The sequence below is a fragment of the Actinomycetospora atypica genome (assembly GCF_042653685.1).
GTDB classification, from domain to species: domain Bacteria; phylum Actinomycetota; class Actinomycetes; order Mycobacteriales; family Pseudonocardiaceae; genus Actinomycetospora; species Actinomycetospora atypica.
The window spans coordinates 20024-46339 of the sequence record NZ_JBHSIV010000016.1 but is presented as its reverse complement, the minus strand read 5'-3'; the positions used below and the strand labels follow the sequence as shown (position 1 = coordinate 46339).

General features: G+C 74.8%; 18 protein-coding genes and 2 pseudogenes. 7 read left to right on the top strand and 13 right to left on the bottom strand.

Going from position 1 to position 26316, the window contains the following annotated elements; all coding sequences use genetic code 11:
• Nucleotides 1-29: 29 nt before the first annotated feature.
• Nucleotides 30-590 (top strand): Uma2 family endonuclease, encoded by a 561-nt coding sequence (locus ACFPBZ_RS15995; protein WP_378037070.1) that lies wholly within the window; start codon nt 30-32, stop codon nt 588-590.
• Nucleotides 591-604: 14 nt separating this feature from the next.
• Nucleotides 605-1438 carry a 16S rRNA (cytidine(1402)-2'-O)-methyltransferase gene (gene rsmI, locus ACFPBZ_RS15990; RefSeq protein WP_378037069.1) on the top strand — a complete coding sequence of 278 codons (834 nt, stop codon included), beginning with the start codon at nt 605-607 and terminating at the stop codon, nt 1436-1438.
• Here rsmI and ACFPBZ_RS15985 read toward each other — a convergent pair whose 3' ends face one another.
• The 3 genes from ACFPBZ_RS15985 to ACFPBZ_RS15975 all read right to left on the bottom strand — a co-directional run bounded on the left by ACFPBZ_RS15985 (nt 1439) and on the right by ACFPBZ_RS15975 (nt 6307).
• A complete protein-coding gene (locus ACFPBZ_RS15985) occupies nt 1439-2365 on the bottom strand; it encodes an NADP-dependent oxidoreductase (RefSeq protein WP_378037068.1) in 927 nt (308 codons plus the stop codon).
• A gap of 76 nt (nt 2366-2441) precedes the next feature.
• Entirely contained in the window at nt 2442-3233 is a 792-nt protein-coding gene (locus ACFPBZ_RS15980; RefSeq protein WP_378037067.1) for a purine-nucleoside phosphorylase, read from the bottom strand.
• Between the two features lie 32 nt (nt 3234-3265).
• On the bottom strand, nt 3266-6307 hold the full coding sequence (locus ACFPBZ_RS15975) for a serine/threonine protein kinase (protein ID WP_378037066.1): 3042 nt from the start codon (nt 6305-6307) through the stop codon (nt 3266-3268).
• A gap of 325 nt (nt 6308-6632) precedes the next feature.
• On the opposite strand from ACFPBZ_RS15975, the gene ACFPBZ_RS15970 reads away from it, so the two are divergent.
• Complete coding sequence (locus tag ACFPBZ_RS15970; protein WP_378037065.1) at nt 6633-7877, top strand: amidohydrolase; 1245 nt, start codon at nt 6633-6635, stop codon at nt 7875-7877.
• A 142-nt stretch (nt 7878-8019) separates the two neighbouring features.
• Nucleotides 8020-10497: a Tex family protein gene (locus ACFPBZ_RS15965; RefSeq protein ID WP_378037064.1), complete on the top strand. Its 2478-nt coding sequence runs from the start codon at nt 8020-8022 to the stop codon at nt 10495-10497.
• Between the two features lie 195 nt (nt 10498-10692).
• Here the strand turns inward: ACFPBZ_RS15965 and ACFPBZ_RS15960 are convergent, their stop codons facing one another.
• Nucleotides 10693-11160 (bottom strand): gamma-glutamylcyclotransferase family protein, encoded by a 468-nt coding sequence (locus tag ACFPBZ_RS15960; protein ID WP_378037063.1) that lies wholly within the window; start codon nt 11158-11160, stop codon nt 10693-10695.
• Nucleotides 11161-11351: 191 nt separating this feature from the next.
• On the opposite strand from ACFPBZ_RS15960, the gene ACFPBZ_RS15955 reads away from it, so the two are divergent.
• Nucleotides 11352-12752, top strand: a complete 1401-nt coding sequence (locus tag ACFPBZ_RS15955; protein WP_378037062.1) for an NAD(P)H-quinone dehydrogenase — start codon at nt 11352-11354, stop codon at nt 12750-12752.
• A 38-nt stretch (nt 12753-12790) separates the two neighbouring features.
• Here ACFPBZ_RS15955 and ACFPBZ_RS15950 read toward each other — a convergent pair whose 3' ends face one another.
• The 3 genes from ACFPBZ_RS15950 to ACFPBZ_RS15940 form a co-directional block, all read right to left on the bottom strand.
• Nucleotides 12791-13705: a CE1 family esterase gene (locus ACFPBZ_RS15950; protein ID WP_378037061.1), complete on the bottom strand. Its 915-nt coding sequence runs from the start codon at nt 13703-13705 to the stop codon at nt 12791-12793.
• Nucleotides 13706-13822: 117 nt separating this feature from the next.
• Nucleotides 13823-15325, bottom strand: a complete 1503-nt coding sequence (gene glpK / locus ACFPBZ_RS15945; protein ID WP_378037060.1) for a glycerol kinase GlpK — start codon at nt 15323-15325, stop codon at nt 13823-13825.
• 44 nt (nt 15326-15369) lie between these two features.
• The gene (locus tag ACFPBZ_RS15940) at nt 15370-16101 is read right to left on the bottom strand and encodes an MIP/aquaporin family protein (protein ID WP_378037059.1); all 732 of its coding nucleotides are present in this window, start codon (nt 16099-16101) and stop codon (nt 15370-15372) included.
• 380 nt (nt 16102-16481) lie between these two features.
• Between ACFPBZ_RS15940 and ACFPBZ_RS15935 the strand changes: the two genes are divergently transcribed.
• The gene (locus ACFPBZ_RS15935; RefSeq protein ID WP_378037141.1) at nt 16482-18200 is read left to right on the top strand and encodes a glycerol-3-phosphate dehydrogenase/oxidase; all 1719 of its coding nucleotides are present in this window, start codon (nt 16482-16484) and stop codon (nt 18198-18200) included.
• Between the two features lie 536 nt (nt 18201-18736).
• Here the strand turns inward: ACFPBZ_RS15935 and ACFPBZ_RS15930 are convergent.
• The 3 genes and pseudogenes from ACFPBZ_RS15930 to ACFPBZ_RS15920 form a co-directional block, all read right to left on the bottom strand.
• Nucleotides 18737-20194 (bottom strand): annotated as a pseudogene (locus ACFPBZ_RS15930) (DHA2 family efflux MFS transporter permease subunit); the annotation flags it as partial.
• A 148-nt stretch (nt 20195-20342) separates the two neighbouring features.
• A complete protein-coding gene (locus tag ACFPBZ_RS15925) occupies nt 20343-20807 on the bottom strand; it encodes a DUF1707 SHOCT-like domain-containing protein (RefSeq protein ID WP_378037058.1) in 465 nt (154 codons plus the stop codon).
• A gap of 76 nt (nt 20808-20883) precedes the next feature.
• Nucleotides 20884-22686, bottom strand: a complete 1803-nt coding sequence (locus ACFPBZ_RS15920) for an acetyl/propionyl/methylcrotonyl-CoA carboxylase subunit alpha (RefSeq protein ID WP_378037057.1) — start codon at nt 22684-22686, stop codon at nt 20884-20886.
• Between the two features lie 250 nt (nt 22687-22936).
• Here ACFPBZ_RS15920 and ACFPBZ_RS15915 point away from each other — a divergent pair, with 250 nt between their 5' ends.
• Entirely contained in the window at nt 22937-23761 is an 825-nt protein-coding gene (locus ACFPBZ_RS15915) for a hypothetical protein (protein ID WP_378037056.1), read from the top strand.
• Here the strand turns inward: ACFPBZ_RS15915 and ACFPBZ_RS15910 are convergent.
• From ACFPBZ_RS15910 to ACFPBZ_RS15900, 3 genes and pseudogenes are all read right to left on the bottom strand, one after another.
• A pseudogene (locus ACFPBZ_RS15910) lies at nt 23748-24359 on the bottom strand (Maf family protein); the annotation flags it as partial. The gene ACFPBZ_RS15915 and the pseudogene ACFPBZ_RS15910 sit on opposite strands and share 14 nt — an antisense overlap.
• Before the next feature lie 31 nt (nt 24360-24390).
• Complete coding sequence (locus ACFPBZ_RS15905) at nt 24391-24630, bottom strand: acyl-CoA carboxylase subunit epsilon (protein WP_378037055.1); 240 nt, start codon at nt 24628-24630, stop codon at nt 24391-24393.
• The gene (locus ACFPBZ_RS15900; RefSeq protein ID WP_378037054.1) at nt 24627-26270 is read right to left on the bottom strand and encodes an acyl-CoA carboxylase subunit beta; all 1644 of its coding nucleotides are present in this window, start codon (nt 26268-26270) and stop codon (nt 24627-24629) included. Before ACFPBZ_RS15900 ends, ACFPBZ_RS15905 begins: the two co-directional genes overlap by 4 nt.
• Nucleotides 26271-26316: the final 46 nt, after the last annotated feature.

Genomic DNA, 26316 nt, shown 5'->3' with positions numbered 1-26316 from the left:
CTCGGCTCCATCGAAGGAGGTGAGGGTCCATGAGCGTCGAGGCACTGGTGCGCGGCCTGCCGCCGCACCCGATCGGGCTCGAGGAGTGGGACGCCCTGCCCGAGGGGCTGCCCGCCAAGGTCGAGCTGCTGGAGGGGGTGCTGATGGTCTGGAGCCGGCCCTCGGCCCGTCATCAGCGTCTCGCCGTCCTCGTGATGAACGCCCTGGACGCCGTTCTGCCGCCCGAATGGTGTGCCGTTCCGGAGCTGGACGTCCTGATCGAGGGCGGCCCGACCCCCACGGTCCGGGCGCCCGACGTCGTCGTGGTGCGCACCGCCACGGCGGACGAGCGCACCCGGCAGGATCCGGCCGACGTCCTGCTGGCCGTCGAGGTCCAGTCGCCGGGGAGCCGCCGGACGGACCGGGTGGCGAAACTCGCCGAGTACGCCGAGGTGGGGATCGCGCACTACCTGCTCGTCGAGCCCGGTCCCCCGGTGGTGCTGACCGAACTGGTCCTTGACGACGGGGCCTACCGACTCGTCGCCGAGCACCGGGGTACGGCCTCACTCGCCCTCGGCGCCACCGTCGACCTGGACGCCCTCGACCGCTGATCTAGGGTCGGGGCGTGCCCGGTGTCCTGCTGCTGGCGGCGACGCCGCTCGGGAATCCCGACGACGCCTCGGTCCGGCTGCGCGACGCCCTCGCGACCGCCGACGTCGTCGCCGTCGAGGACACGCGTCGCCTCGGTCGGCTGGCCGCCGCGCTCGGGGTGACCGTCGGCGGTCGTCGGGTCAGCTTCTACGAGGACGTCGAGCGCTCTCGGATCCCGGGGCTGATGGAGGACCTCGCGGGCGGGGCCACCGTCCTCGTCGTGACCGACGCGGGGATGCCCTCGGTCTCCGACCCCGGCTACCGGCTCGTGGCGGCGTGCGTCGAGGCCGGGGTCCCGGTGCGCTGCCTGCCCGGGCCCTCCGCCGTGCTGGCGGCGCTCGCAGTGTCCGGGATGCCCACCGACCGGTTCTGCTTCGAGGGGTTCGCGCCCCGCAAGGACGGCGAGCGGCGCTCGTGGTTCGCGGAGCTCGCCGACGAGAAGCGCACCGTCGTGTTCTTCGAGTCGCCGCGTCGGCTGGCGTCGCTGCTGGCCACGGCGCGCGAGGTGCTCGGGGACGGGCGGCGGGCCGCGGTGTGCCGCGAGCTGACCAAGACCTACGAGGAGGTCGTCCGCGGCACCCTGGCCGAGCTCGTCGCCTGGGCCGGGGAGCGCGACGTGCTCGGGGAGATCACGGTGGTGCTCGCACCCGCCGTCCGTCGCGCGCCCGAGCCCGGCGAGCTGGCCGACGAGGTGCTGCGCCTCGCCGAGGGCGGCCTGAAGCTCAAGCACGCGGCCCGCGAGGTCGCGACCGCCCACGGGGTCTCGACCAACGACCTCTACGCGGCCGCGCTGGCCGCCCGCGAATGACTACGGCACCAGGACCAGCTTGCCGCTGACGGTGCCCGTCCGGTTGTCCTCCTGCGCCTGCCCGGCCTTCTCCAGCGGGTAGACGACGACCTCCGGCGCCCGCGCGGTCCCGGCGTCGAGGCGCCCGACGAACTCCGCCAGGGCGCCCTCCACCTCGGCGTTCCCGCCCCCGGAGGAGAAGGTGACGCCGTGGGTCTGCGCGTCGGGGTGGGCGATGGTGAGCACCCGGTCGGGGCCGCCGGTCAGGGCCACCAGCTCGCCGAGGTCGCCCTTGCCCGCGGTGTCGAACACCGCGTCCACGTGGTCGGCGACCGCACGGACCCGCTCGACGAGCCCGTCGCCGTAGACGACCGGGATCGCCCCGAGGGCCCGGACGTCGTCCTGGTGCGATGCGCTCGCGGTGCCGACCACCGTGATGCCGCGGGCGACGGCCACCTGGGTGACGACGATGCCGACGCCGCCGGAGGCCCCGTTGACCACCAGGACCGTGCCGGGGGCGTCACCGCCGAGCCGGAGCAGGTTGAGCGCGCGGTAGGCGGTGGTCACGACGACCGGCAGCGAGGCGGCCGTCTCCCACGACACCGAGCTCGGCTTCCGGACCAGGCGCGAGACGTCGGCGAGGGCCTTCTCCGCGTAGGCGCCGCCGCGCGCGTGGCCGAGGACCTCGTCGCCGACCGTGAACGCGTCGACCCCGTCCCCGAGCGCCTCGACCACGCCGGCGACGTCCTGCCCGGCGACCACCGGCCGCTCGGGGGCGTCGGTGCCGGCGAAGGCGCCGGAGCGCAGCTTCCAGTCGACAGGGTTGACCGACGCGGCCCGCACGGCGAGGCGGACCTGGCCGGGGCCCGGCTCCGGGTCCTCGCGGTCCACGATCTCGAGGACCTCCGGCCCTCCGAAGCGGGCGTACTGCACGGCGCGCGATGTCATGATCAGTTCAACCCGCGGACCGGCACGCTCATTTCGTCGTCAGGACGCCGTGCGCCCGGCGGCGCGACCCGGTCGGCTATGCCAGGGCGGCCGTCACCAGTCCGCGCAGCAGCGCGCCGGTGCGCTCCGCCGCGGCGTGCACCGCGTCGAGCACGGCGAGGTGGTCGATCGCCTCGTCGGTGGTACCCGCCGCGGGGTTGCTGACCAGCGCGATCCCGGCCACCCGGGCGCCGAGGGCGCGGGCCGCGATCGTCTCGAGCACCGTCGACATCCCGACGAGGTCGGCGCCGAGCGTCCGCAGCATCCGGATCTCGGCCGGCGTCTCGAAGTGCGGGCCCGGCAGGCCGGCGTAGACGCCCTCCACGAGGCCCGGGTCGAGGTCGCGCGCCGCCGCGCGGAGCCCCGGGTCGTAGGCGTCGGTGAGGTCGACGAACTCCGGGCCGACCAGCGGGGAGCGACCCGTGAGGTTGAGGTGGTCGGAGATCAGCACCGGCTGCCCGACGGCGTAGGACGGGTCGATCCCGCCCGCGGCGTTCGTCAGGATCACCGTGCGGGCCCCGGCGGCGCAGGCCGTGCGGACCGCGTGCACCGCCTGGGCCACGCCGTGGCCCTCGTAGAGGTGGGTGCGCCCGAGCAGGACGAGCGCGTGGGCGTCCCCGACCGGCACGGACCGGGCCGTGCCGCGGTGATCGGGGGCGCCGAGCGGGGTGAACCCGGGCAGCTCCGCGACCGGGACCTCCGCCGTGGCCTCACCGATGCCGTCGGCGGCCGGGCCCCAGCCCGATCCGAGGACCACCGCGACGTCGTGCCGGGCCACCCCCGTCCGCTCGGCGAGTGCGGCCGCTGCGTCCTGCGGGCTGGTGCTCATCGCGGGCCATCTTCGCCTATCGGCACGCACACTCAGACCGGCGGGGAGAAGCTGTCGGCCACCGTCGCGAACTGCAGCGGGGCGCCGCCGGGGGCCAGGCTCGGCGCGGTCAGACGGACGACCCAGAGGTCGGCGCCCGAGGGGATGAGCCGGGTCCAGGTGGTGCGGTCGTCGGTGGTGCCGGTGCGGGCCCGGTACACGGTCTGCTGCACCGCCTCGGTGGCGCCGGGACGGGCGGGCGCGACCTGGGTCAGCGGCTCGACCCGCACCGCGTCCGCCCCGACCCGGCCCGGATCGGCGAGCAGCTGCGCGTAGTCGGCGGCGCTCTGCGCGGGGTAGAAGCGGACGAGCCGGTCGATGCGCAGCTCGCGGTCGGCGTCGTCGGAGACGTAGCGCACGACGATGTCGCCGCCCGGCTGCTGCAGCCGGAACTGCTGCCAGGTGCTCGGGACCAGCGCGGTGAACCCGAGGCCGGTCCCGCTGTAGCGGGCGTTGTCGTCGGAGTGCGCGACCATCCGCTCGCCGTCGACCACCGGCCCGTCGGGAGCCAGCGAGATCGAGAACGGGGGCTGTCCGGCCATGAGGCGGGTCAGCACGTAGCCCCCGAAGAGTCCCGCCAGGGCCAGCACGACGACGAGGACGATCACCGCGATCCGGCGGCGCCGCTGGTCGTCCGCGGAGGGCCCGGTCGAGCGGGCGGGGGCGAACGGCAACGGGCCGGGATCGGCGGCCAGCGCCTGCGGGGGACCGGGTCGCCGGGGCTGGGGAGGCGGGGGCCGCCGGTAGCCGGGGCCGCCGGCCATCGGCCAGGCGCCGGGCGTGGTCGGGCCGCCGGGCGGACGCGGTCGTCCGCCGTCGAGGGGCAGCCGCGGCGTGACCATCGTGGTCTCGGCGGCGGTCGGCGTGCCGCCCGGCGGCGTCCCCGGGCGCGGGAGTCCCGATGACGGCGTGCCGCGCCCCGGGGTGCCGGGGCCGGTGGAGGTACGGGTGCCGCCCGCCGGGGTGCCGGGTCCCGACGAGGTGCCGGGTCCCGACGAGGTGCCGGGTCCCGACGAGGTGGTGGTCCCGCTGCGGGGTGGGGTCGGGTCGTCGTCGCCCGTGTCGGGCTCGTCGGGCGAGGGGTCCTGGTCCGGGTCGGTGGTCGCGGGCTCCGCCGAGCCGTCCGTCGACCCTGCCGTCTTGCCCGCGGTCGCCGCGGCCTCCGCGCCGGTGCCGGCCGCCGCGCTGGCGGCCACCGCTGCCGCCCCGCCTGCTGCCGGGCCCGCGGGCTCGTCGGTCGCGGCGGGGGTCTCCCCGGTCGAGGCCTTCCCGGCGGGGCTCGTCGGCGCCTTCGCCGCAAGGCCCTTCGCCGCGGGGCCCTTCGCCGCGGGGCCCTTCGCCGCGGGGCCCTTCGCCGCGGGGCCTTTGCCGAGGGGTCGGCTCCCGTGCGGGCCGTCCTTCGCCGGGCTCTCGGGCGCCGGGTCCTCGTCCGACGTGCCCTCGTCCGTCGACGTCGAGCCTGCCGAGCCCTCCTCCGGGTCGGCCTCGGCGGGATCGGCCGTGGCCGGGCCCTCGTCGGCCGGCGTCGGGTCGGCCTCGGCCGCGTCGGCCTCAGCCTCCGGGTCGGCGTCGGCGCTCGTCGCGTCCGCCTCGGTCTCACCGGGCTTCGTCGCGCGGGTCGGGACGGCGACCTCACCCGAGGCCGCCTCGGCCTCGTCGGGGACCTCCTCCTCGTCGGAGGTCTCCGCGGCGTCGTCCGCCACGGTGGCCGTCCCGGCCGCCGCGACCACGGGGGTCTCGCTCGACGCGGGGGTCTCCTCGTCGGCGGCCGTCGCGTCCGGGGCGGACCCACCGTCCTCGGCGCCCGCCTCGTCGTCGTCGGTCCCGGCCGTCGCGACCCCGGCCGCCACGGCGCCCGCCGCGACCACACCGGCAGCAGCACCCTCGGCCGACGACGGGTCCGCGGCCTCGACCGGGGTCTCGCCCGAGGCGTCGTCGGGAACGCCCTGGACCGGGGCGTCCTCGGTGGCCGGACCACCGGAGTCGGCCCGGGGGCTCGCGAGCGGCGCGGTGCGGGGCGACTCGGGCGGCGAGACGGGCGGGGTCGCCGGGGCCGGACCGGGCGGGTGCGCGTCGACGAGCGTGCCGTCGCGGCCGCGCGAGACCGGGATCAGGCCGGAGCGGGCCTCGTCGTCGCCCGGGCGGGCGGCGGTGGGGAGCCGGAACTCCGTGGTGGCGGGCGAGGGCGGCGCCGAGAGCATGGGGCCCTCGGGGTCGGCCATCAACGGGCGCAGCCGGCGGCGGACGGCGGGCAGCGGCATCCGCAGGGTCGGGTCCTTGACCATCAGCCCGCGGACGACGTCCTGCACCGGCCCGCTGCCCTTCGGGCGGGGGACGTCGCCGTGCACGACGGCGGAGACCGTGGAGACCGGGTCGCCCGCGTCGTAGGGCGGCCGGCCCTCGAGGCAGGCGAAGAGCGTGGCGCCGAGGCCCCAGAGGTCGGCGGCGGGCCCGACCGCGCGGCCCATCGCGACCTCGGGGGCGATGTAGGGCGGCGACCCGAGCACCGTGCCCGTCTGGGTCATCGACGACTCGGCGGAGTTCCGGGCGATGCCGAAGTCGGTGAGCTTGATCTGGCCGTCGGTGCCGATGAGGACGTTGCCGGGCTTCACGTCGCGGTGGGTGATGCCCGCGCGGTGGGCCGTCATCAGCGCCGACGCGACGGCCGAGCCGATCTCGGCGGTCTCGGCGGGGGAGAGGGTGCCGCGCTCGGAGATGTAGGACGCGAGGCTGCGCGAGGGCAGCAGCTCCATGACGACGTAGGGCTCGGCGTTGACCTCGACGACGTCGTAGAGGGTCACGACGTTGGGGTGGCTGAGCATCGCGGTGGCCCGGGCCTCGCGCAGCGTTCGTTCCCGGACGATCGCCCGCTCCGACACCGGGACCAGCGAGAGCCGGACCTCCTTGACGGCGACCGGCCGGTGCAGCACCTCGTCGTAGGCCGACCAGACGGTGCCCATCGCGCCGCGTCCGAGCTCGGAGTCCAGGCGGTACCGGCCGACGAGACGGCGGATCTCCGTGGGGCGAGGACTCACACCCCCATGATGGCGTCTCGGCCGTCGGTGACCACCGCCCCACCCGCCCGCTACGAACGGTGGCGTGCAACCTCACGAGGCGCGACGACCGACGACCGTCGGACCGCTCGTCCGTCGACCACCGGGGTTTACGCACCGCTGACCCGGTGACCTGCGTGAACCGGCCGTTCGTCCCGCTCCGTGGTCGGTCACTCCGCCACTGACAGCATCGTCGGGACCCCTCGGCGCCCTCGGCGGCGGAGCGTCCCGGGACGTCTGGCGGCGGGGCATCCTGGGCATCACCAGCCGCCGGACGTACCCGTCCGCGGTTCGAGGAGGTGGAACGGTGACGCTGCTGCAGACCCGCCCGGAGGACCCGGCCGTGGCACCCGCCGGCGAGATCGTGCCCGACCTCGGTGCAGGTAACGGACCCCGGTGGCTCGAGGCGTGGCTCGCCGAGCACACGGCCGCCGTCGTCGGCTGGCGCCGCGCGATCCACGCACACCCCGAGCTCGCCCGCACCGAGCGCGTCACCACCGACCTCTGCGTCCGCGTCCTCGAGTCCGTCGGCCTGCGCCCGCGCCGGCTGCCCGGCACCGGCCTCATCTGCGACATCGGCACCGGCTCGCGCACGGTCGCGCTCCGCGCCGACATGGACGCTCTGCCGCTGCACGAGCACGCCGACGTCCCCTGGATCTCGAAGCGCCCGGGGATCGCGCACATGTGCGGCCACGACGCCCACACCGCGGTGCTCCTGGGCGCCGGCGTCGCGCTGGCCTCGGTCGCCGACGAGCTGCCCGGCCGCGTCCGGCTCGTGTTCCAGCCCGCGGAGGAGGTCCAGCCGGGCGGGGCGCTCGAGGTCATCGCCGCCGACGGCCTCGCCGACGTCGACCGCATCTTCGCGCTGCACTGCGACCCGCGGCTCGAGGTCGGGCGCGTGGGCACGCGCGTCGGCCCGATCACCTCGGCCTGCGACATGCTCGAGCTGCGCCTCACCTCGCCGGGCGGCCACACGTCGCGCCCGCACCTGACGGCCGACCTCGTGCACGCCCTGGGCACCGTCATCACCGGGCTGCCCGACCTGCTCTCGCGCCGCGTCGACCCGCGCTCGGGCACCGTCCTCGTCTGGGGCCAGGTCGGCGCCGGGCACGCGGCCAACGCCGTGCCCGAGGTCGGGACCCTCTCGGGGACCCTGCGCACCGCCCAGCACGCGACCTGGAACGAGCTCGAGCCGCTCGTGCGCCAGCTCGTCACCGCGCTGCTCGCCCCCACGGGGGTCGGCTACGTGCTCGAGCACCGCCGCGGGGTGCCGCCGGTGGTCAACGACCCCGTGTCGGCCGACCTCCTCTCGCGCGCCGCCGAGCGGGCCGCGGGGCCCGGGGCGGCCACCGACACCGAGCAGTCGTCGGGCGGCGAGGACTTCGGCTGGTACCTCGAGCACGTGCCCGGCGCCATGGGGCGGCTCGGCGTGTGGTCGGGCGAGGGCCCGCAGTCCGACATCCACCAGCCGACGTTCCAGCTCGACGAGCGGGCGCTGCCGGTGGGCGTGCGCACGATGGTCCAGGCGGCGCTGCTCTCGCTCGAGGGCTGACCCTCCGGAGTGTCAGCACTGCGGCCTTGCTGACACTGGACGTCACGATCGCCGTCGGTACGGGCCGCCTGCCACACCCCGTCCCGACGACGGCCGCCGGGCCCGGCCGAGGCTGTCGGTCCCGTGTTGCACCATGGCTCCCGTGACCGCGTCCGCGCCCGCCCAGCTACCGCCCGTGTCCCGTCGCATCGCCACCGAGCTGGGGGCGGGCGAGGGGCAGGTCCGCGCCGCGATCGAGCTGCTCGACGGCGGCGCGACCGTCCCGTTCGTCGCGCGGTACCGCAAGGAGGCCACCGGCGGGCTCGACGACGCGCAGCTCCGCACGCTCGACGAGCGCCTGGGCTACCTGCGCGAGCTCGAGGACCGTCGCGCGGCCGTGATCGCCTCCGTGCAGGAGCAGGGCAAGCTCACCGACGAGCTGCACGCCCAGCTGCTCGCCGCCGAGACCAAGAGCCGGCTCGAGGACGTCTACCTGCCCTTCAAGCCCAAGCGCCGCACCAAGGCCATGATCGCCCGGGAGGCCGGGCTCGAGCCGCTGGCCGACGGCCTGCTCGGCGACCCGACGGTCGACCCGAGGGCGGCCGCCGCGGCGTTCGTCGACGCGGAGCGCGGGGTCGCCGACGCCGACGCGGCCCTCGAGGGCGCGCGGGCGATCCTCGTCGAGCGCCTCGCGGAGGACGCCGACCTCGTCGGGGAGCTCCGGGAGCGGATGTGGACCCGTGGCCGGCTCACCGCCGCCGTGCGCGAGGGGAAGGCCGACGACCAGGCCGCGGCCAAGTTCTCCGACTACTTCGCCTTCGACGAGCCCTTCACCCGGCTGCCCTCCCACCGGATCCTCGCGCTGCTGCGCGGGGAGACCGAGGAGGTCCTCGCGCTGACGTTCGACCCGTGCTCCGCCGACGACGACGGCGACACCTCGGCCTACGAGGCGCGCATCGCCGCCGTGGCCGGGATCGCCGACCGCGGGCGCCCGGCCGACGCGTGGCTGCTCGGGGTGGCCCGCTGGGCGTGGCGCACCCGCATCTCCTCGCGGCTCGCGGTCGACCTGCGGGTGCGGCTGCGGGAGGTGGCCGAGGAGGGCGCCGTCGGCGTGTTCGCGGGCAACCTGCGCGACCTGCTGCTCGCCGCCCCCGCCGGCGCCCGCCCCACCATGGGGCTCGACCCGGGGCTGCGTACCGGGGTGAAGGTCGCGGTGGTCGACGGCACCGGCAAGGTCGTCGCCCACGACACGATCTACCCGCACGTGCCGCGCAACCAGTGGGACCGCTCGCTCGAGACGCTGGCGCGGCTCGCGACCGCCCACGAGGTCGAGCTGGTGGCCATCGGCAACGGGACCGCGTCGCGCGAGACCCACAAGCTGGCCGTCGAGCTCGCCAAGGCCCAGCCCGGGCTGATCCCGGCGATGGTGTCCGAGGCCGGCGCGTCGGTCTACTCGGCCTCCGAGGAGGGGACGCGAGAGCTGCCCGACCTCGACGTGTCGATCCGCGGCGCCGTCTCCATCGCCCGCCGCCTGCAGGACCCGCTGGCCGAGCTCGTCAAGATCGACCCGAAGTCGATCGGGGTCGGCCAGTACCAGCACGACGTGTCCGGCACGCTGCTGTCCCGCTCGCTCGACGGCGTGGTGGAGGACTGCGTGAACGCCGTCGGCGTCGACGTGAACACCGCCTCGGCGCCGTTGCTGCGCCGGGTGTCGGGCATCTCGTCGGGGCTCGCGACGACGATCGTCGGGTTCCGCGACGAGCACGGCCCGTTCGCCTCGCGCAAGGCGCTGACGAAGGTGCCGCGCCTGGGTGCGAAGGCGTTCGAGCAGTGCGCGGGCTTCCTGCGCATCCCCGACGCGGGCGACCCGCTCGACCGGTCGGGCGTGCACCCCGAGGCCTACCCGGTGGTGCGGCGCATCGTCGAGCGGACGGGAACCGACGTCGCGTCGCTCGTCGGCAACTCCGCGCTGCTCGGGCGGCTCGACCCGCGCGAGTTCACCGACGACACGTTCGGCGTCCCCACCGTCACCGACATCATCGCCGAGCTCGACAAGCCCGGCCGCGACCCGCGCCCGGCCTTCGAGACGGCCACCTTCGCCGAGGGCGTCGAGCAGATCACCGACCTCTCGGTGGGGATGGTGCTCGAGGGCGTGGTCACCAACGTCGCCGCATTCGGGGCGTTCGTCGACGTGGGCGTGCACCAGGACGGCCTGGTCCACATCTCGGCGATGTCGAAGGAGTTCGTGTCCGACCCGCGTGCGGTCGTCGGGCCCGGCGACGTGGTGCGGGTGAAGGTCCTCGACGTCGACGTCCCGCGCAAGCGGATCGCGCTCACGCTGCGCCTCGACGACGACCCGGCGGCGGGGGAGAAGGGGCCCCGTCAGAAGGGGTCGGGCCAGAAGGGGTCGGGCCAGAACGGCGGGGCGCGCGACGACCGCGGCGGGCAGGGGCGGGGTGACCGGCCCCAGGGCGGCAAGCCCGGGGGCGGCCCCCGCGGCGGCGGTCAGGGGCAGCGTGGCGGACAGGGCCAGCGCGGCGGACAGGGCCAGGGCGGCGGCCGTAGTGGGCGCGACTCGCGGCCGGCCGCGGGGAACGACGCGATGGCCGAGGCACTGCGCCGCGCCGGGTTCGACCGGTAGGAGCGCGCCGAGTGGGCGCTCACGGTCCCGAGACCAGCCGTGGGGGCCCACTCGGTGACCGGGGCTTCACCGAGTGGGCGCTCACGGCCGCGGGTCCGGCCGAGGGGGCCCACTCGATGACCGGGTCTGCGCCCGGTGGGCGCTCACGGCGGCGGGTCCAGCCGTGGGGGCCCACTCGGCGGCGGGCTCCCGGTCCTACAGCGAGGCGGAGCCGGGCCCCACGGAGCGGCAGGGGCGCTCGCGCAGCGCCCGCACGTAGTCGTCCGGTGCGCCCGCGGCCTCGGCGGCGTCGGAGAGCACCCCGATGTAGCGGGCCGAGGGCAGCCCGCCCTCGTAGGCGTCGAGCACGTACACCCACGCGAGCTGCGGGCCGTCCATCGTCTGGATGCGCAGCCGCAGCTTCTTGTGCATGCCGAGCTCGGCGCCCTCCCAGTTGTCGAGGCGCTCGACATCGAGCGGGCTCACGTCGTAGAGGACGACGAACACCCGCGAGCCCGGGTCCTCCACCACCGTGGAGAGCGCGCCCTCCCACCCGAGGTCCTCGCCCCCGAAGGTGATCCGCCAGCCCTCGAGCCATCCGGTCCCCGAGACGGGCGAGTGGGGCGCGCGTTGCATCATCTGGGCCGGATCCATGTTCGACCCGTACGCGGCGTAGAGCGGCACGGCGCACAGGGTAGCCAGGGATGAGCCGTTCGGTGCCGATGGTCGTGGTCCTGCGTCGAGTCGTCGTCGAACGACGCCGGGAACACCCTCCGTGCGCCGAACGGGCAGGATGGACGTGACCGGTCCACGGTCAGCGAGCCCGGGCACCACCACACGGCCCGACACCGATCCTCCGGAGGGACGTCCCACCCATGACCCGCATCGTGATCCTCGGCGGTGGCCCCGCCGGGTACGAGGCGGCCCTGGTCGCCGCGCAGCACGAGGCCGACGTCGTGCTCGTCGAGGAGGACAGCGTCGGCGGCTCCAGCGTCGCCTACGACTGCGTGCCCTCGAAGACCTTCATCGCCTCCGCCGGCGTCCGCGCGGGCTTCCGGCGCAACGCCGACATGGGCATCGAGTCCGAGCTCGAGGACGTCGTCGTCGACCTCCCGCGGGTGAACAGCCGCGTCAAGGGCCTCGCGCTCGCGCAGTCGGCCGACGTCCGGGCGACGCTGGAGCGCGCGGGCGTCCGGGTGGTCGACGGCCGCGGCCGGTTCTGCGCGGGCGGGCCGAACAGCGCCACCCACGAGATCGCCATCTCCGGACCGCAGGGCGACGAGGTGGTCACCGCCGACGTCGCGCTCATCGCCACCGGCGCGTCCCCCCGGGTGCTGCCCGACGCGGTGCCCGACGGCCGCCGCATCCTCACCTGGCGCCAGATCTACGACCTCGACGCGCTGCCCGAGCACCTCGTCGTCGTCGGCTCCGGCGTCACCGGGGCGGAGTTCGTGTCCGCCTACGCCGAGATGGGCGTGCGGGTCACCCTGATCTCCAGCCGCGACCGGGTCCTCCCGCACGAGGACCCCGACGCCGCCGCGACGCTCGAGGAGGTCTTCACCGAGCGGGGCGTGACCATCGAGCCGCGCTCGCGGGCCGACAAGGTCGTGGCCACCTCCGAGGGGGTGCGGGTGACGCTGTCCGACGGCCGCGAGGTCACCGGCACGCACGCGCTGATGACGGTCGGCTCGGTGCCGAACACCGGCGACCTCGGCGTGGAGAACATCGGGCTCGAGCTGCGCGACACCGGCCACATCACCGTCGACCGGGTCTCCCGGACGGCGGTGCCCGGCGTCTACGCGGCCGGCGACTGCACGGGTCTGCTCCCGCTCGCCTCGGTCGCGGCCATGCAGGGCCGCATCGCCATGTGGCACGCCCTCGGCGAGGGGGTGAACCCGCTGCGCCTGAAGACGGTCGCCTCGGCGGTGTTCACCCGGCCCGAGGTGGCGACCGTCGGCATCGGGCACAAGCAGGTCGAGTCGGGGGAGTTCGCCGCCCGTGAGGTGCTCCTGCCGCTGGGGACCAACCCGCGCTCGAAGATGCAGGGCCTGTCCCGCGGCTTCGTCAAGGTGTTCTGCCGGCCCGCCACCGGCGTGGTCATCGGCGGCGTGATCGTGGCCCCGGTGGCGAGCGAGCTGATCCTGCCGCTGGCGATGGCGGTGCAGAACAACCTGACGGTGGACGACCTCGCCCACACGTTCTCGATCTACCCGTCGCTGTCGGGGTCGGTCACCGAGGCCGGCCGTCGCCTCATGCAGCACGACGACCTGGACTGAGTAGTCGCTCCACGCCGTGGCGGTGCGGGGCGGGGTGGTCAGGCGGGCGACCGGGGGATGCCGGTGAAGGTCAGGATGACGGCGGTCGCGGAGATCGTCGTCGTCCGGATTCCGGGCCCGACGACCGCCGGGGCCGGGGCGCCCGGCCAGCCGTGGTTGCCGCCGCGGACGAGGTAGTGCAGGACCTCGCCGCCGCGGGAGCAGGGCGCCCACCGGCGCTCGGTGACGTCGGGCGGGAGCGGGCGGTCGACCGGGCGGCCGCACCCGTCGCGCGCCGTCCACTCCGCGAGCCACTCGGGGATCGGCCGGGAGCGCTCGGTGCCGGTGTAGGCGATGACGGGGTCGGCGTCGCCGTGGATCTCGACGACGCGGAGAGGGCCGGACCGGCACTCGCGGACCCCGCCGGCCTCGGGCCGGTAGAACGCGCCGGCCACGGGGGCGATCGCGGCGAGCAGCCCGGGTGCCGCGCAGGCCAGGGTGTGGGTGAACCCGCCGCCCTGGGAGGACCCGGTGGCGACCGTGCGGCGCGGGTCGGTGCAGACCCGCCGCCCGACCTCGGCGAGCAGGTCGCGGACGAACGCCACGTCGACGCCGTCGACCGGGTGGTCGCGGGTGCCCTCCCACGCGAGGGTCGGCTGCGGACCCGCGGTCGGGCGGCCCTCGGGGTAGAGGACCACCGCGTCGGCGGCGTCGAAGCCGGTGTAGCCGCGCAGCCGGGCCGGCGGCTCGCCGCGCCCGTGGAAGGCGAGCAGCACCGGCAGGGGACGGGCGGGGTCCCGGCGCGCGGGCAGGTGCACCTCGTAGCGGCGCACCAGCCCGCCGCTGCGGAGCTGCCCGGTCAGCAGGGCTGGGTCACCGGTGGCGCACGAGGGTGCCGGAGCGGCCGCCGCGGGCAGGGCGGCCGTTCCGGCGGTGAGGAGCAGGACCGCCAGCAGGAGCGGGACGAGGCGCACGCCGCGAATCATCGGCCCCACTGGCCACATCGGCCCCGGGTATCACTCCATGGTGCGGAGCTTGTGAGCACTAATCCGTGTCGGGACACGGATCAGTGCTCACGAGCCTCCGGCACCTCACGCCCAGTCGAAGGTGCGGGTGACCGCCTTCTTCCACTCCGCGTAGATGCGGTCGCGCTCGCCCGGGTCCATGTTCGGCTCCCACACCTTGTCCTGGGCCCAGTTGTCGCGGATCTCCTGCTCCGAGGACCAGAACCCGACGGCCAGACCGGCGGCGTAGGCCGCCCCCAGCGCCGTCGTCTCGGCGACCACGGGCCGGACGACCTCGACGCCGAGCAGGTCGGCCTGGAACTGCATGAGGACCTCGTTGCCGACCATGCCGCCGTCGACCTTGAGGGTCGTGAGCGGCACCCCGGAGTCGGCGTTCATCGCGTCGATGACCTCGCGGGTCTGGAACGCGGTCGCCTCGAGCACGGCCCGGGCGATGTGGCCCTTGTTGACGTAGCGCGTGAGGCCGACGATCACGCCACGCGCGTCGGAGCGCCAGTACGGGGCGAACAGGCCGGAGAAGGCGGGGACGACGTAGGCGCCGCCGTTGTCGTCGACCGACTTCGCCAGGTCCTCGACCTCGGGGGCCGAGGAGATCATGCCGAGGTTGTCGCGCAGCCACTGCACCAGCGAGCCGGTGACCGCGATCGAGCCCTCGAGGGCGTAGACCGCGTCGTTGTTCCCGATCTTGTAGCAGACCGTCGTCAGCAGGCCGTTCTTCGACTCGACCTTCTCGGTGCCCGTGTTGAGCAGCACGAAGTTGCCGGTGCCGTAGGTGTTCTTGGCCTCGCCGACCGAGAGGCAGGCCTGGCCGAAGGTCGCCGCCTGCTGGTCGCCGAGGATCCCCGACACCGGGACGTCGCGGAACGTGCCGCGGGCCCGGATGTTGCCGTAGGTCTCGGACGAGGACCGGATCTCGGGCAGCATCGCCATCGGCACCCCGATCTCCTCGCAGAGCTCGGGGTCCCACTCGAGGGTGTCGATGTTCATCAGCAGCGTGCGCGACGCGTTCGTCGGGTCGGTGACGTGCAGGCCGCCCTCGATGCCCCCGGTGGCGTTCCACAGCACCCAGGTGTCCATCGTCCCGAACGCGAGCTCGCCGCGCTCGGCCCGCTCCCGGGCGCCCTCGACGTGGTCGAGGATCCAGCGGGCCTTCGGGCCCGCGAAGTAGGTGGCGAGGGGGAGGCCGGTCTTCGCGCGGTAGCGCTCGGCGCCCCCGCCGAGGGCCCCGAGCTCGTCGCAGATGTCCTGGGTGCGGGTGTCCTGCCAGACGATCGCGTTGTGGATCGGCTCGCCGGTCGCCTTGTCCCAGATGACGGTGGTCTCGCGCTGGTTGGTGATGCCGACGGCGGCGATGTTCGACGCGTCGAGGTCGGCGCGGGCGAGCGCGCCACCGCAGACCTGGCGGGTGTTGACCCAGATCTCGGCGGCGTCGTGCTCGACCCACCCGGCCCGCGGGAAGATCTGCTGGTGCTCGAGCTGGTCGACGGCGACGACCCGCCCGGAGTGGTCGAAGATCATGCAGCGGGTGGACGTCGTGCCCTGGTCGATCGCCGCGACGTACTGGGTCATCGGGCCTGCTCCTAGCGATATCGGTGCGGGGGAGGGAGAGCCTGTCAGCTGTAGGTCGGCAGGACGAGGGCCACGAGGCCGGCGAGCGCCGCCCCGAGGAAGGGGCCGACGATCGGCACCCAGGAGTAGCCCCAGTCGGCCGTGCCCTTGCCGGGGATCGGCAGGACGGCGTACGCCGCGCGCGGGCCGAGGTCGCGGGCCGGGTTGATCGCGTAGCCGGTCGGGCCGCCGAGCGCCGCGCCGATCCCGACGACGAGGGCGGTCACCGCGGCGTAGTTGGCCGGCGAGTCGTACGGCGCCGTGAGCAGGAACAGCAGGAGCACGAAGGTCGCGACCGTTTCGCTGACCAGGTTCCACACCGGCTTCTTGATCGGCGGGTTGGTGGCGAAGATCCCGACGGTCTCGGTGTTGTGCTCCCGGTTGTGGTCGAACTGCAGCTTGTAGAGCAACCAGGCGAGGCCCGCGCCGACGAAGGCGCCGAGGAACTGGCCGATGAGGTAGAAGGGCACGTTCGCCCACGGGGTCTTCCCGGCGATCGCGAGGCCGAGCGTCACCGCGGGGTTGATGTGGCCGCCCGAGGGGTCGGCGATGCTCGCCCCGGCGAAGACGCCGACGCCCCAGCCGATGACGATCAGCACCCACGGTGCCGTGTCCCCGTCCTGGTTCGACCTCGGGAGGATCACGTTCGCGACGACGCCGACACCGAACAGCAGCAGCACCGCCGTTCCCAGGAACTCCCACAGGATGATCTCGCCACCGCTGAGAACCGGGGTCACTCCGACCTCCCGCGTCGTGCCCTCGGCGGCGGCCCGTGTGCCGGAACCGTCGGGCGCGGCGGAACGCTAGTCGCGTACGTCACATGTGTCTATGCCTCCGTCGTGCGGCCGAAAGCGCTTTCCTCCCGATGGGTGGAACGCCCCGGGCGTCGTGATCCGCAGGTACCGTGGATGGTGCCGCCCTGGGAAGATCACGGACGGTCGTCGCAGGTGGGAGCGGTCGTCCGATCCCGCTGCGTCGCACGGAGCACCGCTCTGACACCGATCGCACGAGGAGGCCCTCAGTGGCTGCGAATTCCCCACAGCACGCCGACGGGACGTCCATCGCCGAGCAGTCCGGGGGGTCCGTCTCGCCCGAGGCCGAGGCGCTCGATGCCACGGTGGAGCCCGCCCGGCTCGGCCCGGCCGAGCGCGCCCGCGCCTGGGCGCGCCTGCAGGACGAGACGTTCGACGTCGTGGTCGTCGGCGGCGGCGTGGTCGGGGTGGGCGCCGCACTCGACGCCGCGACGCGCGGCCTGTCCGTGGCGCTCGTCGAGGCCCGCGACCTGGCCGCCGGCACCTCCAGCCGGTCGTCGAAGCTCTTCCACGGCGGCCTGCGCTACCTCGAGCAGCTCGACTTCGGGCTCGTCCGCGAGGCGCTGTTCGAGCGCGAGCTGAACATGACGCGGCTGGCCCCGCACCTGATCAAGCCCGTGCCGTTCCTGTACCCGCTGACCCACCACGTGTGGGAGCGCCCGTACGTCACGGCCGGCATCACGCTCTACGACACCATGGGCGGCAAGAGCTCCCTGCCCAAGCAGAAGCAGCTCACCCGCTCCGGCGCGCTGCGGATGGCGCCGGCACTCAAGCGGGACGCGCTCGTCGGCGCGGTGCGCTACTACGACGCGCAGGCCGACGACGCCCGCCACACCATGATGGTCGGGCGCACCGCCGCCCAGTACGGCGCCGTGGTGCGCACCTCCACCCAGGTCGTCGACTTCATCCACGAGGTCGACCGGGTGGCCGGGGTCCGCGTCCGCGACGTCGAGACCGGGCGCGAGACCGACGTGCGCGCGCACGTCGTCGTCAACTGCACCGGCGTGTGGACCGACCAGATGCAGCACGCCGCGGGCACCCGCGGGCGCTTCAAGGTGAATGCGTCGAAGGGCGTGCACTTCCTCGTCGCCCGCGACAAGATCCCGTCGGACGTCGGCATGATCCTGCGGACCGAGAAGTCGGTCCTGTTCGTCATCCCGTGGCGCAACCACTGGATCGTCGGGACCACCGACACCAGCTGGCGGCTCGACCTCGCGCACCCGGCGGCCACCCGCCAGGACCTCGACTACCTGCTCGAGCACATCAACGAGGTGCTGGTGACCCCGTTGAGCCACGACGACATCGAGGGCGTCTACGCCGGCCTGCGGCCGCTGCTCGCCGGCGAGAGCGAGGAGACCTCGAAGCTCTCCCGTGAGCACGCGGTGTCGCGCGTGATGCCGGGCATGGTGTCGATCGCGGGCGGCAAGTACACGACCTACCGCGTGATGGCCAAGGACGCGCTCGACATGGCGGCCCAGGACATCCCCGCCCGGGTCGCCCCGTCGATCACCGAGCGGGTCCCGCTGGTGGGGGCCGACGGGTACTTCGCGCTGGTCAACCAGGCCGAGCAGATCGGCCGCGACCACGACCTGCACCCGCACCGGGTGCGCCACCTGCTCGACCGCTACGGCTCGCTGCTGCACGGCCTGCTCGCGATGACCGAGGCCGATCCCAGCCTGCGCGAGCCGGTCCCGGGCGCGTCGGACTATCTGAGGGTCGAGATCGCCTACGCGGTGGCCTACGAGGGCGCGCTGCACCTCGACGACGTCCTCACCCGCCGCACGCGCATCTCCATCGAGTACGCGCACCGCGGCGTCGAGTCCGCCGAGTCGGTGGCCGACCAGATGGCCGAGCTGCTGGGCTGGAGCGCGGAGACCCGCGAGCAGGAGGTCCGCTCCTACGTCGAGCGGGTCGAGGCCGAGCGTCGTTCGCAGTCGGTCGACACCGACGAGGAGGCCGACAAGCTCCGCGTGTCGGCGCCCGACCCCCGCGGCACCAAGCTGGAGCCGCTCGGCACCAGCTGAGGTCCACGGACGACGAGGCCGGGCCCCGGGGAGAACCCCCGGGGCCCGGCCTCGTTCGTGTCCGGCTGCGCTCAGCCGCGGCGGGCGACCTGCGGCTCCCGGGTCGCGTCGTCCGAGGTGGAACCATCCGGGGTGGGCCGCGCGTCGTCGGCGATCGGCTCGGAGGTCACCAGCGAGACGTCGTGGCGCACCGCCGACGGCCGGCCGTCGGCGACCACGCGGTCGGCCCGCGGCGCGTGGCCGGGGGCGCTGACCACGAGCAGCCAGGCCCCGGACCCGGGAAGGGCGAGCTCGTACTCGCCGTCCACGGTGACGGCCCGGCCGTGCTGGCACCCGTGCTCGTCGACGAGGGTCACCACCGCCTCGCCGGCCCGCCGGAGGGTCACCCGACCCACCACCGACGGCCCCGCCGCGGCGTCGTGCCCGGTCGTGTCGCGCGCGAGCGCCGGGAACTCCGTGGTGTCGTCGTCCCGGTCCCCGGACCCGTGGTCGTCGACCGGCCCGGGCCCCTCGGCGTCGGCCGCCGTCTCGAGCTCGGTTGAGGGGGAGACGCGCTTCGGCATGAACAGCGAGATCCCGAACGCCACGACGCCGACGACGCCCGCAGCCATGAAGCCCGCCCGCAGACCCGCCGCGTCGGGGGTACCGCTCGCGGCGGCCGAGCCCAGCGCGGAGATCGTCACGAACGCGGCGGTGCCGAAGGCCCCGGCGACCTGCTGCAGCGTCGCGAGGATCGCGGAGCCGTGGGAGTAGAGCGCTCCGGGGAGCGAGCCCAGCGCCGTGGTCATCAGCGGCGTCATCATCAGGCCGAGGCCCGCCATGAGCACCACGTGGATGACGACCACGAGCCAGAGCGCCGACCCGGCACCCAGGGAGGCGAACGCCCACAGGGACGCCGCCATCATCGCGGCGCCGGGGATGACCAGCGGGCGCGCCCCCACGCGGTCGAACAGGGCGCCGACCGGCCGGCCCAGCAGGCCGAGCACGAGCCCGCCGGGCAGGACCGCGAGGCCCGTCACCAGCGTGCCCTGGCCGAGGACCGTCTGCAGGTAGAGCGGCAGGAGGATGGCGGCCGCCCCGAGCAGGGCCATGAACAGCAGTGAGATGAGCAGCACCGAGATCGTGAACGCCCGGTGGGTGAACGGCCGCAGGTCGAGCAGGGCCGCGTCGTGCTTCTGCAGCGCGAGCTGGCGCAGCACGAACAGCACGAGGGACACCGCGCCGATCGCCAGCGGGATCCACGGCGCCACGTGCGGGCCGGAGCCGCCCGACTCCCCGATCGCGGAGAAGCCGTAGAGGATGCCCCCGAAGCCGACCGCGGAGAGCAGCACCGAGAGCAGGCTCAGCGGCACCTTGCGGGTGTCCGAGGGCAGCTTCAGCATGACCGCTCCGAGAACCAGGGCGGCGACGGCGAGCGGGAGGACGATCCAGAACATCCAGCGCCAGCCGAGCGAGGCCAGCACCGCGCCGCCGATCGTCGGGCCGATGGCGGGCGCGACGGCGATGACGATGGAGATCGTGCCCATCATCGAGCCGCGCCGGTTCTCCGGGACCAGACGCATCACCGAGGTCATCAGCAGCGGGATCATCACCGCGGTGCCGAACGCCTGGATCACGCGGCCGACCAGCAGCACCCCGAAGCCCGGCGCGAGGGCGCTGACGAGCGTGCCGAGGCTGAACATCGTCAGCGACGCGAGGAACACCTGCCGCGGGGTGAACCGCTCGAGCAGGTAGCCGGTGGTGGGGATGACCACGGCCATCGTCAGCAGGAAGCCGCTGGTCAGCCACTGCACCGTGGTGGTGGAGACGCCGAGGTCGCGCGTCAGGTCGTTCAGCGCGACCGACAGGATCGTCTCGTTGAGGATCATGACGAACGCGGAGACGACGAGGACCGCGATCACCACTCCGGCGCGCGTGCCGCCCGGCGGGGGCGCCGCGTCCGCCTCGAGGTCGCCGGACGCGGGGGCGTCCGGCGTGGTGGGAGCCGTGGTCATGAGCTGGGGTGCCTTTCGGTGCGGGCGGGAGGGGCGGCCTCGTCGCCACCACCACCTAGAGAACCACGGACCCCGGACAGCCACCGACCGCTTTACGCCCGGTCGTGGACGGGAACCGCGCAGAGCCCAACCATCGGGGGCCCCGATCTCATCCCTCGTGCCGGTGGCCGAGCCAGGCGAGGAGGCCGATCGCGACCGGGACGAGCAGGAACACCTGCGGGAACCGGAACCCGGTGGCCACGAAGAGGACCACCGCGAGCACGGGGGCGAGCGCCGACAGCGTCCCGGCGTGCCGGCCGAGCCGGGCCCCGAGCGGCGCGACGAGCTCCGGGAGCTCCTCGGGCCGGGCGGGGGCGCCGACCGGGGCCGACGACGCGACCGGCTCCGCGCCGTCGTCGGGACGCGGGACCGCGGCGGAGGCGCACGGGTGGCCCGGGTGCGGCGCGGGGAGGTCGGTGAACAGGGCGTCGATCTCGGAGCGGAACCGGGCCGTGGAGGCCACGGCCGAGCGCTCCGCGTACTCGCCCGGCTCGAGCCGGCCCTCGCGCAGGTGCTCGTCGAGAGCGCCCATGGCGAGCTCGCGCTCCCGGTTCCCGATCCGCAGCTCGCCCACGGCTCCAGCGTAGGTCAGCGCGCCGTACCGCAGCCGTTCGTGACGTCCGGCGTCAGCATGGCCGCAGTGCGGACACTCAGGCGTCGGCGATCTCGCAGATGACCGCGCCCTGGTTCACCGAGCCGCCCGCCTCGACCGACAGGCCCGTCACCGTGCCGTCCTTGTGCGCGGTGACCGGGTTCTCCATCTTCATGGCCTCGACCACGGCGATCTGGTCGCCGGTGGAGACGGTGTCGCCCTCGGAGACCGAGACCTTCACGACGGTGCCCTGCATGGGCGAGGTGACCGCGTCGCCGGAGACCTTGGCGCCGCCGCCGGTGCGCTTGCGCGACTTCTTCTTCGCCGCCGGGGCGGCCCCGCCGCCCCCGCCGCCGAGCGCGAGGTCGCCGGGCAGCGACACCTCGAGCCGCTTGCCGCCGACCTCGACGACCACGGTCTGGCGCGGGGAGACCTCGTCCTCGTCGTCCCCGGCGACCTCGGCCACGTAGGGCTCGACGGTGTTGTTCCACTCGGTCTCGATCCACCGGGTGTGCACGGTGAACGAGGAGGCGCCCTCGGGGGCGGTGAACGCCGGGTCGGTGACGACGAGGCGGTGGAACGGGATGACGGTCGGCATGCCCTCGACGACGATCTCGTCCAGGGCGCGCCGGGAGCGCTGCAGGGCCTGCTCGCGGTCCTCGCCGGTGACGATGAGCTTGCCGACCATGGAGTCGAACTGGCCGCCGATCACGGTGCCGGACTCGACGCCGGCGTCGACGCGCACGCCCGGCCCGGAGGGGGCGACGAACCGGGTGACGGTGCCGGGGGCGGGCAGGAAGCCGCGGCCGGCGTCCTCGCCGTTGAGGCGGAACTCGATGGAGTGCCCGCGCGGCTCGGGGTCGGTCTTGAACCGCAGTTCCTCGCCGTTGGCGATGCGGAACTGCTCGCGGACCAGGTCCAGGCCGCTGGTCTCCTCGGAGACCGGGTGCTCGACCTGCAGGCGGGTGTTGACCTCGAGGAAGGAGATGGTGCCGTCCTCGCCGACGAGGAACTCCACGGTGCCCGCGCCGGAGTAGCCGGCCTCGACGCAGATGTCGCGGGCGGAGGTGTGGATGCGCTTGCGCTGCTCGTCGGACAGGAACGGCGCCGGGGCCTCCTCGACGAGCTTCTGGTGGCGGCGCTGCAGCGAGCAGTCGCGGGTGCCGACGACGATGCAGTTGCCGTGCTGGTCGGCCAGTACCTGGGCCTCGACGTGGCGCGGGCGGTCGAGGTAGCGCTCGACGAAGGACTCGCCGCGGCCGAACGCCGAGACGGCCTCGCGGACCGCGGCGTCGAACATCTCGGCGATCTCGTCGCGCTCGCGGGCCACGCGCATGCCGCGCCCGCCGCCGCCGAAGGCGGCCTTGATCGCGACCGGCAGGCCGTGCTCGTCGGCGAAGGCGATGACCTCGTCGGCGTCGGCGACCGGGTCCTTGGTGCCGGGGACCAGCGGCGCGCCGGCCCGCTCGGCGATCTTGCGGGCGGTGACCTTGTCGCCGAGGTCGCGGATGGCCTGCGGGGAGGGCCCGATCCAGATCAGCCCGGCGTCGATGACGGCCTGGGCGAAGTCGGAGTTCTCCGAGAGGAACCCGTAGCCGGGGTGGATGCCGTTGGCGCCGGACTCCTTCGCCGCGCCGATGAGCTTCTCGATGTTGAGGTAGCTCTCGGCGGCGGTCTCCCCGCCCAGGGCGAAGGCCTGGTCGGCGATCCGCACGTGCGGGGCGTCGCGGTCGGGCTCGGCGTAGACGGCGACGCTGGTCAGTCCGGCGTCCTTGCACGCCCGCGCCACCCGGACGGCGATCTCCCCGCGGTTGGCGATCAGCACGGTGTGCAGGGGGGCCTGCTGAGCCTGCGGGGCCATCGGACTGCCTCCTGGGGGCGAACACGTCGGCAATGACGGGTGGACGGGGCCGATCGGCGGCAGTGTAGGGCCGTCGGGGGAGGGGGACCGTCCGGGTGGCGCGGAACGGTCGGGCGTGACCGTTCCGGGGGACTCTCCCGCACCGCACGCCCGGGGCGACACCGACTGTGGCGTGGTCATGACCACAGCGCGACGGGTCGCGGGCGGCGGTGTGAGCCGGGTCGGGGGCGGTCGCTACCGTCGTGTCCCGATGACCGCCTCCTCGCCCCGCCGCTCCTCCGGTCGCTGGTGGGGCGCCGCCGTGGCCGCCTGCGCCTCCGTGGCCGCGCTGGCGGGGACCGTGGCCGCCGTGGCGACCGCGGCCGGGGCCGACCGCGACCAGGCCGAGCGGACCACGGCCTCGTCGGCACCGGAGTCGGGCCCGGAGCCCGCCCTCGCCGCCGAGGCCGCCGCGCCGCCGGTCACCACGCGCCCCCCGGCCCCGGCCGCCCGCCCCGGACGGGTCGGCGACCCGGCCCTCGGCGCGACGGTGGCCCTGCCCGCCGGGTGGGAGGCCGCGCGCTCCCAGGACCTCGTGCCCGTCCCGCCCGGCCGCTTCCCCACCGTGCTCACCCTGGGCGAGCGCGCCACCGTGCTCGTCGGGCGCCTCGACCCCGCCCGCGGCTCCGGGGAGGACGCCCTCGCCGCCGAGGCCCGCCGCCTCGTGGGGGCCTTCGCCGACGGGGCGCGGGGCGACGGGGACGGCGAGGTCGAGACGGTCTCCGACGGCGCCGGCTCGCTCGACGGCCGCGACGCCTTCACCTCGGTGCGCCGGATCTCCGGCGGCGCGATCGTCCGCGTCTCGACGGTCGCCGGGACCCGCGGCGGGCCCGGGCTCGTCGTGCTGGCCGTGGCCGCCCCCGGCCGTACCCAGGACGCGGACGCGTCCGCCGCCGACCGGGTGGTGCGGTCGCTGTCGTCCGCCGCCCCCGACGCACCTCCCGCGCCGGGCCGCGCGGGCGCCCCGCCGGCCTGCGCGGCGCCGGGCGCACCGTCCCGCATGAGCCCGCCGGTGCCGCCCGCCACAGGTCGCTGACCTCGACCCCGAGCTCGGCGAGCAGCCGGCGCACGAGCGGCAGGCTGATCCCGATGACGTTGGACGGGTCGCCCTGGATGCCCTCGACCAGCCAGCCGCCGAGGCCGTCGAGGGTGAAGGCCCCTGCGACCCCCAGCGGCTCGCCCGAGGCGAGGTAGGCCTCGAGCTGGGCGGGTGTGGGCTCGGCGAAGGTGACCAGCGTGCTGGCGTGCCCGGCGATCTCGGCCTCGGCGAGGCCGCCGCGCAGCCGGATCACGGCGTGCCCGGTGAGCAGCTCGCCGTGCCTCCCGGCCATCCGCGCCCAGCGCGCCCGGGCGTTCTCCACGGTGTGCGGCTTGCCGACCAGCTCGCCGTCGAGGTCGAGCATCGAGTCGCACCCGATGACGACGACCTCCTCGTCGTCGCGGGGCACCTGCGCCGACACGGCCCGGGCCTTCGCGAGCGCGAGGGCGGTGACCTTCTCGGCGGAGCTCGCGTCGGCCAGCTCGGCGAGCAGCGCGTCCTCGTCGACGTCGGAGACCAGCACGGTCGGGTCGACCCCCGCGGCGCGCAGGACACCGAGGCGGGCGAGGGAGGCGGAACCGAGGACGAGGCGCACGGGGCGCGACCCTAGGGCCTCACCCCCGGTCTCAGCGCGGCCAGGCCGACATCCGCCACGCCCCGGGACCCGGCGTCAGGGGACGGCGGACGAGGGACTCCCGCTCGGTCCACGCCGAGCGCGGGCCGGTGTCCGCCGGCTCGCCCCCGCCGCCCGAGGCGGCCGCGATCACGGCGGTCAGCGCGGCCACCTCCTCGGGGGAGGGGTCGCCGCGGACGATGCGCAGGACGGGCCGCGGGGTCTCCACGGCCTCGTCGTCGGGGCCGCTCACAGCGGAATGTTCCCGTGCTTCTTGGGCGGCAGCGTCTCGCGCTTGCCCGAGAGCGAGCGCAGCGCCCGGGCCACGTAGCCGCGGGTCCACGACGGCGGGATGACCGCGTCGACGTAGCCGCGCTCGGCCGCCACGTAGGGGTTCGCGAGGGTGTCCTCGTACTCCTGCTGCAGCTCCGCGCGGCGGGCCTCGACGTCGCCGCCCTCGTCGGCGACCTTCTTGAGCTCCTTGCGGTAGAGGATGCTCACCGCGCCCGACGCGCCGGTGACGGCGATCTGCGCGGTCGGCCACGCGAGGTTGAGGTCGGCCCCGAGGTGCTTGGAGCCCATCACGTCGTACGCGCCGCCGTAGGCCTTGCGGCAGATGACGGTGATCAGCGGGACGGTGGCCTCGGCGTAGGCGTAGATCAGCTTCGCGCCGCGGCGGATGATGCCGTTGTACTCCTGGTCGGTGCCGGGCAGGAATCCCGGGACGTCGACGAAGGTGACCACCGGGACGTTGAACGCGTCGCAGGTGCGCACGAAGCGCGCGGCCTTCTCGCTGGCCCCGATGTCGAGGCAGCCGGCGAGCTGGGAGGGCTGGTTCGCGACGAAGCCGACCGCTCGGCCCTCGATGCGCCCGTAGCCCACGACGATGTTCGACGCGTAGAGCTCCTGGACCTCCAGGAACTCCTCGTCGTCGGCGACGCGGCGGACGACCTCGCGGATGTCGTAGGGCTGGTTCGGCGAGTCGGGCACCAGGGCGTCGAGCTCGAGGTCGGCCTCGCCGAGGCTCTCCTCGACCGCGCCGGCCTCCTCGTCGGCGGCCAGCCGCGGCGGCTCGGAGAGGTTGTTGGACGGCAGGTAGCCCAGCAGCTCCTGCACGTAGGCGATCGCGTCGTCCTCGTCGGAGGCGAGGTAGTGCGCGTTGCCGGAGGTGGTGTTGTGCGTGCGGGCGCCGCCGAGGGTCTCGAACTCGACGTCCTCGCCGGTGACGGTCTTGATGACGTCGGGGCCCGTGATGAACATGAACGAGGTCTCGTCGACCATCACGGTGAAGTCGGTGAGCGCGGGGGAGTACACGGCGCCGCCGGCCGCCGGGCCCATCACCAGCGAGATCTGCGGGACGACGCCCGAGGCGTGCGAGTTGCGGCGGAAGATCTCGCCGTAGAGCCCGAGCGCGACCACGCCCTCCTGGATGCGCGCGCCGCCGCCGTCGTTGATCCCGACGACCGGGCAGCCGATCTTCATGGCCACGTCCATGACCTTGACGATCTTCTCGCCGTAGACCTCGCCGAGCGCCCCGCCGAAGACCGTGGCGTCCTGGGAGAACACGCACACCGGGCGGCCGTCGACCGTGCCCTGCCCGGTGACGACCCCGTCGCCGTAGGGCCGGTTGGCCTCCAGGCCGAAGTTGGTGGAGCGGTGCCGCGCCATCGCGTCGAACTCGAGGAAGCTGCCCTCGTCGAGCAGCAGGTCGAGGCGCTCGCGGGCGGTCTTGCGGCCCTTGGCGTGCTGGCGCTCGACGGCGCGCTCGGACCCCGCGTGGACGACGTCGTCCTGACGACGGTGCCAGTCGGCGAGCTTGCCCGCGGAGGTGTGCACGTCGGGAGTGTCCGCAGCCTCGTCGGGCTCCGGCGGCGGCTTCGTCGCGGCGGTCATGGTCGCGGACCCTAGCGACACCCCCCGACGCCGACCCAGACGAACG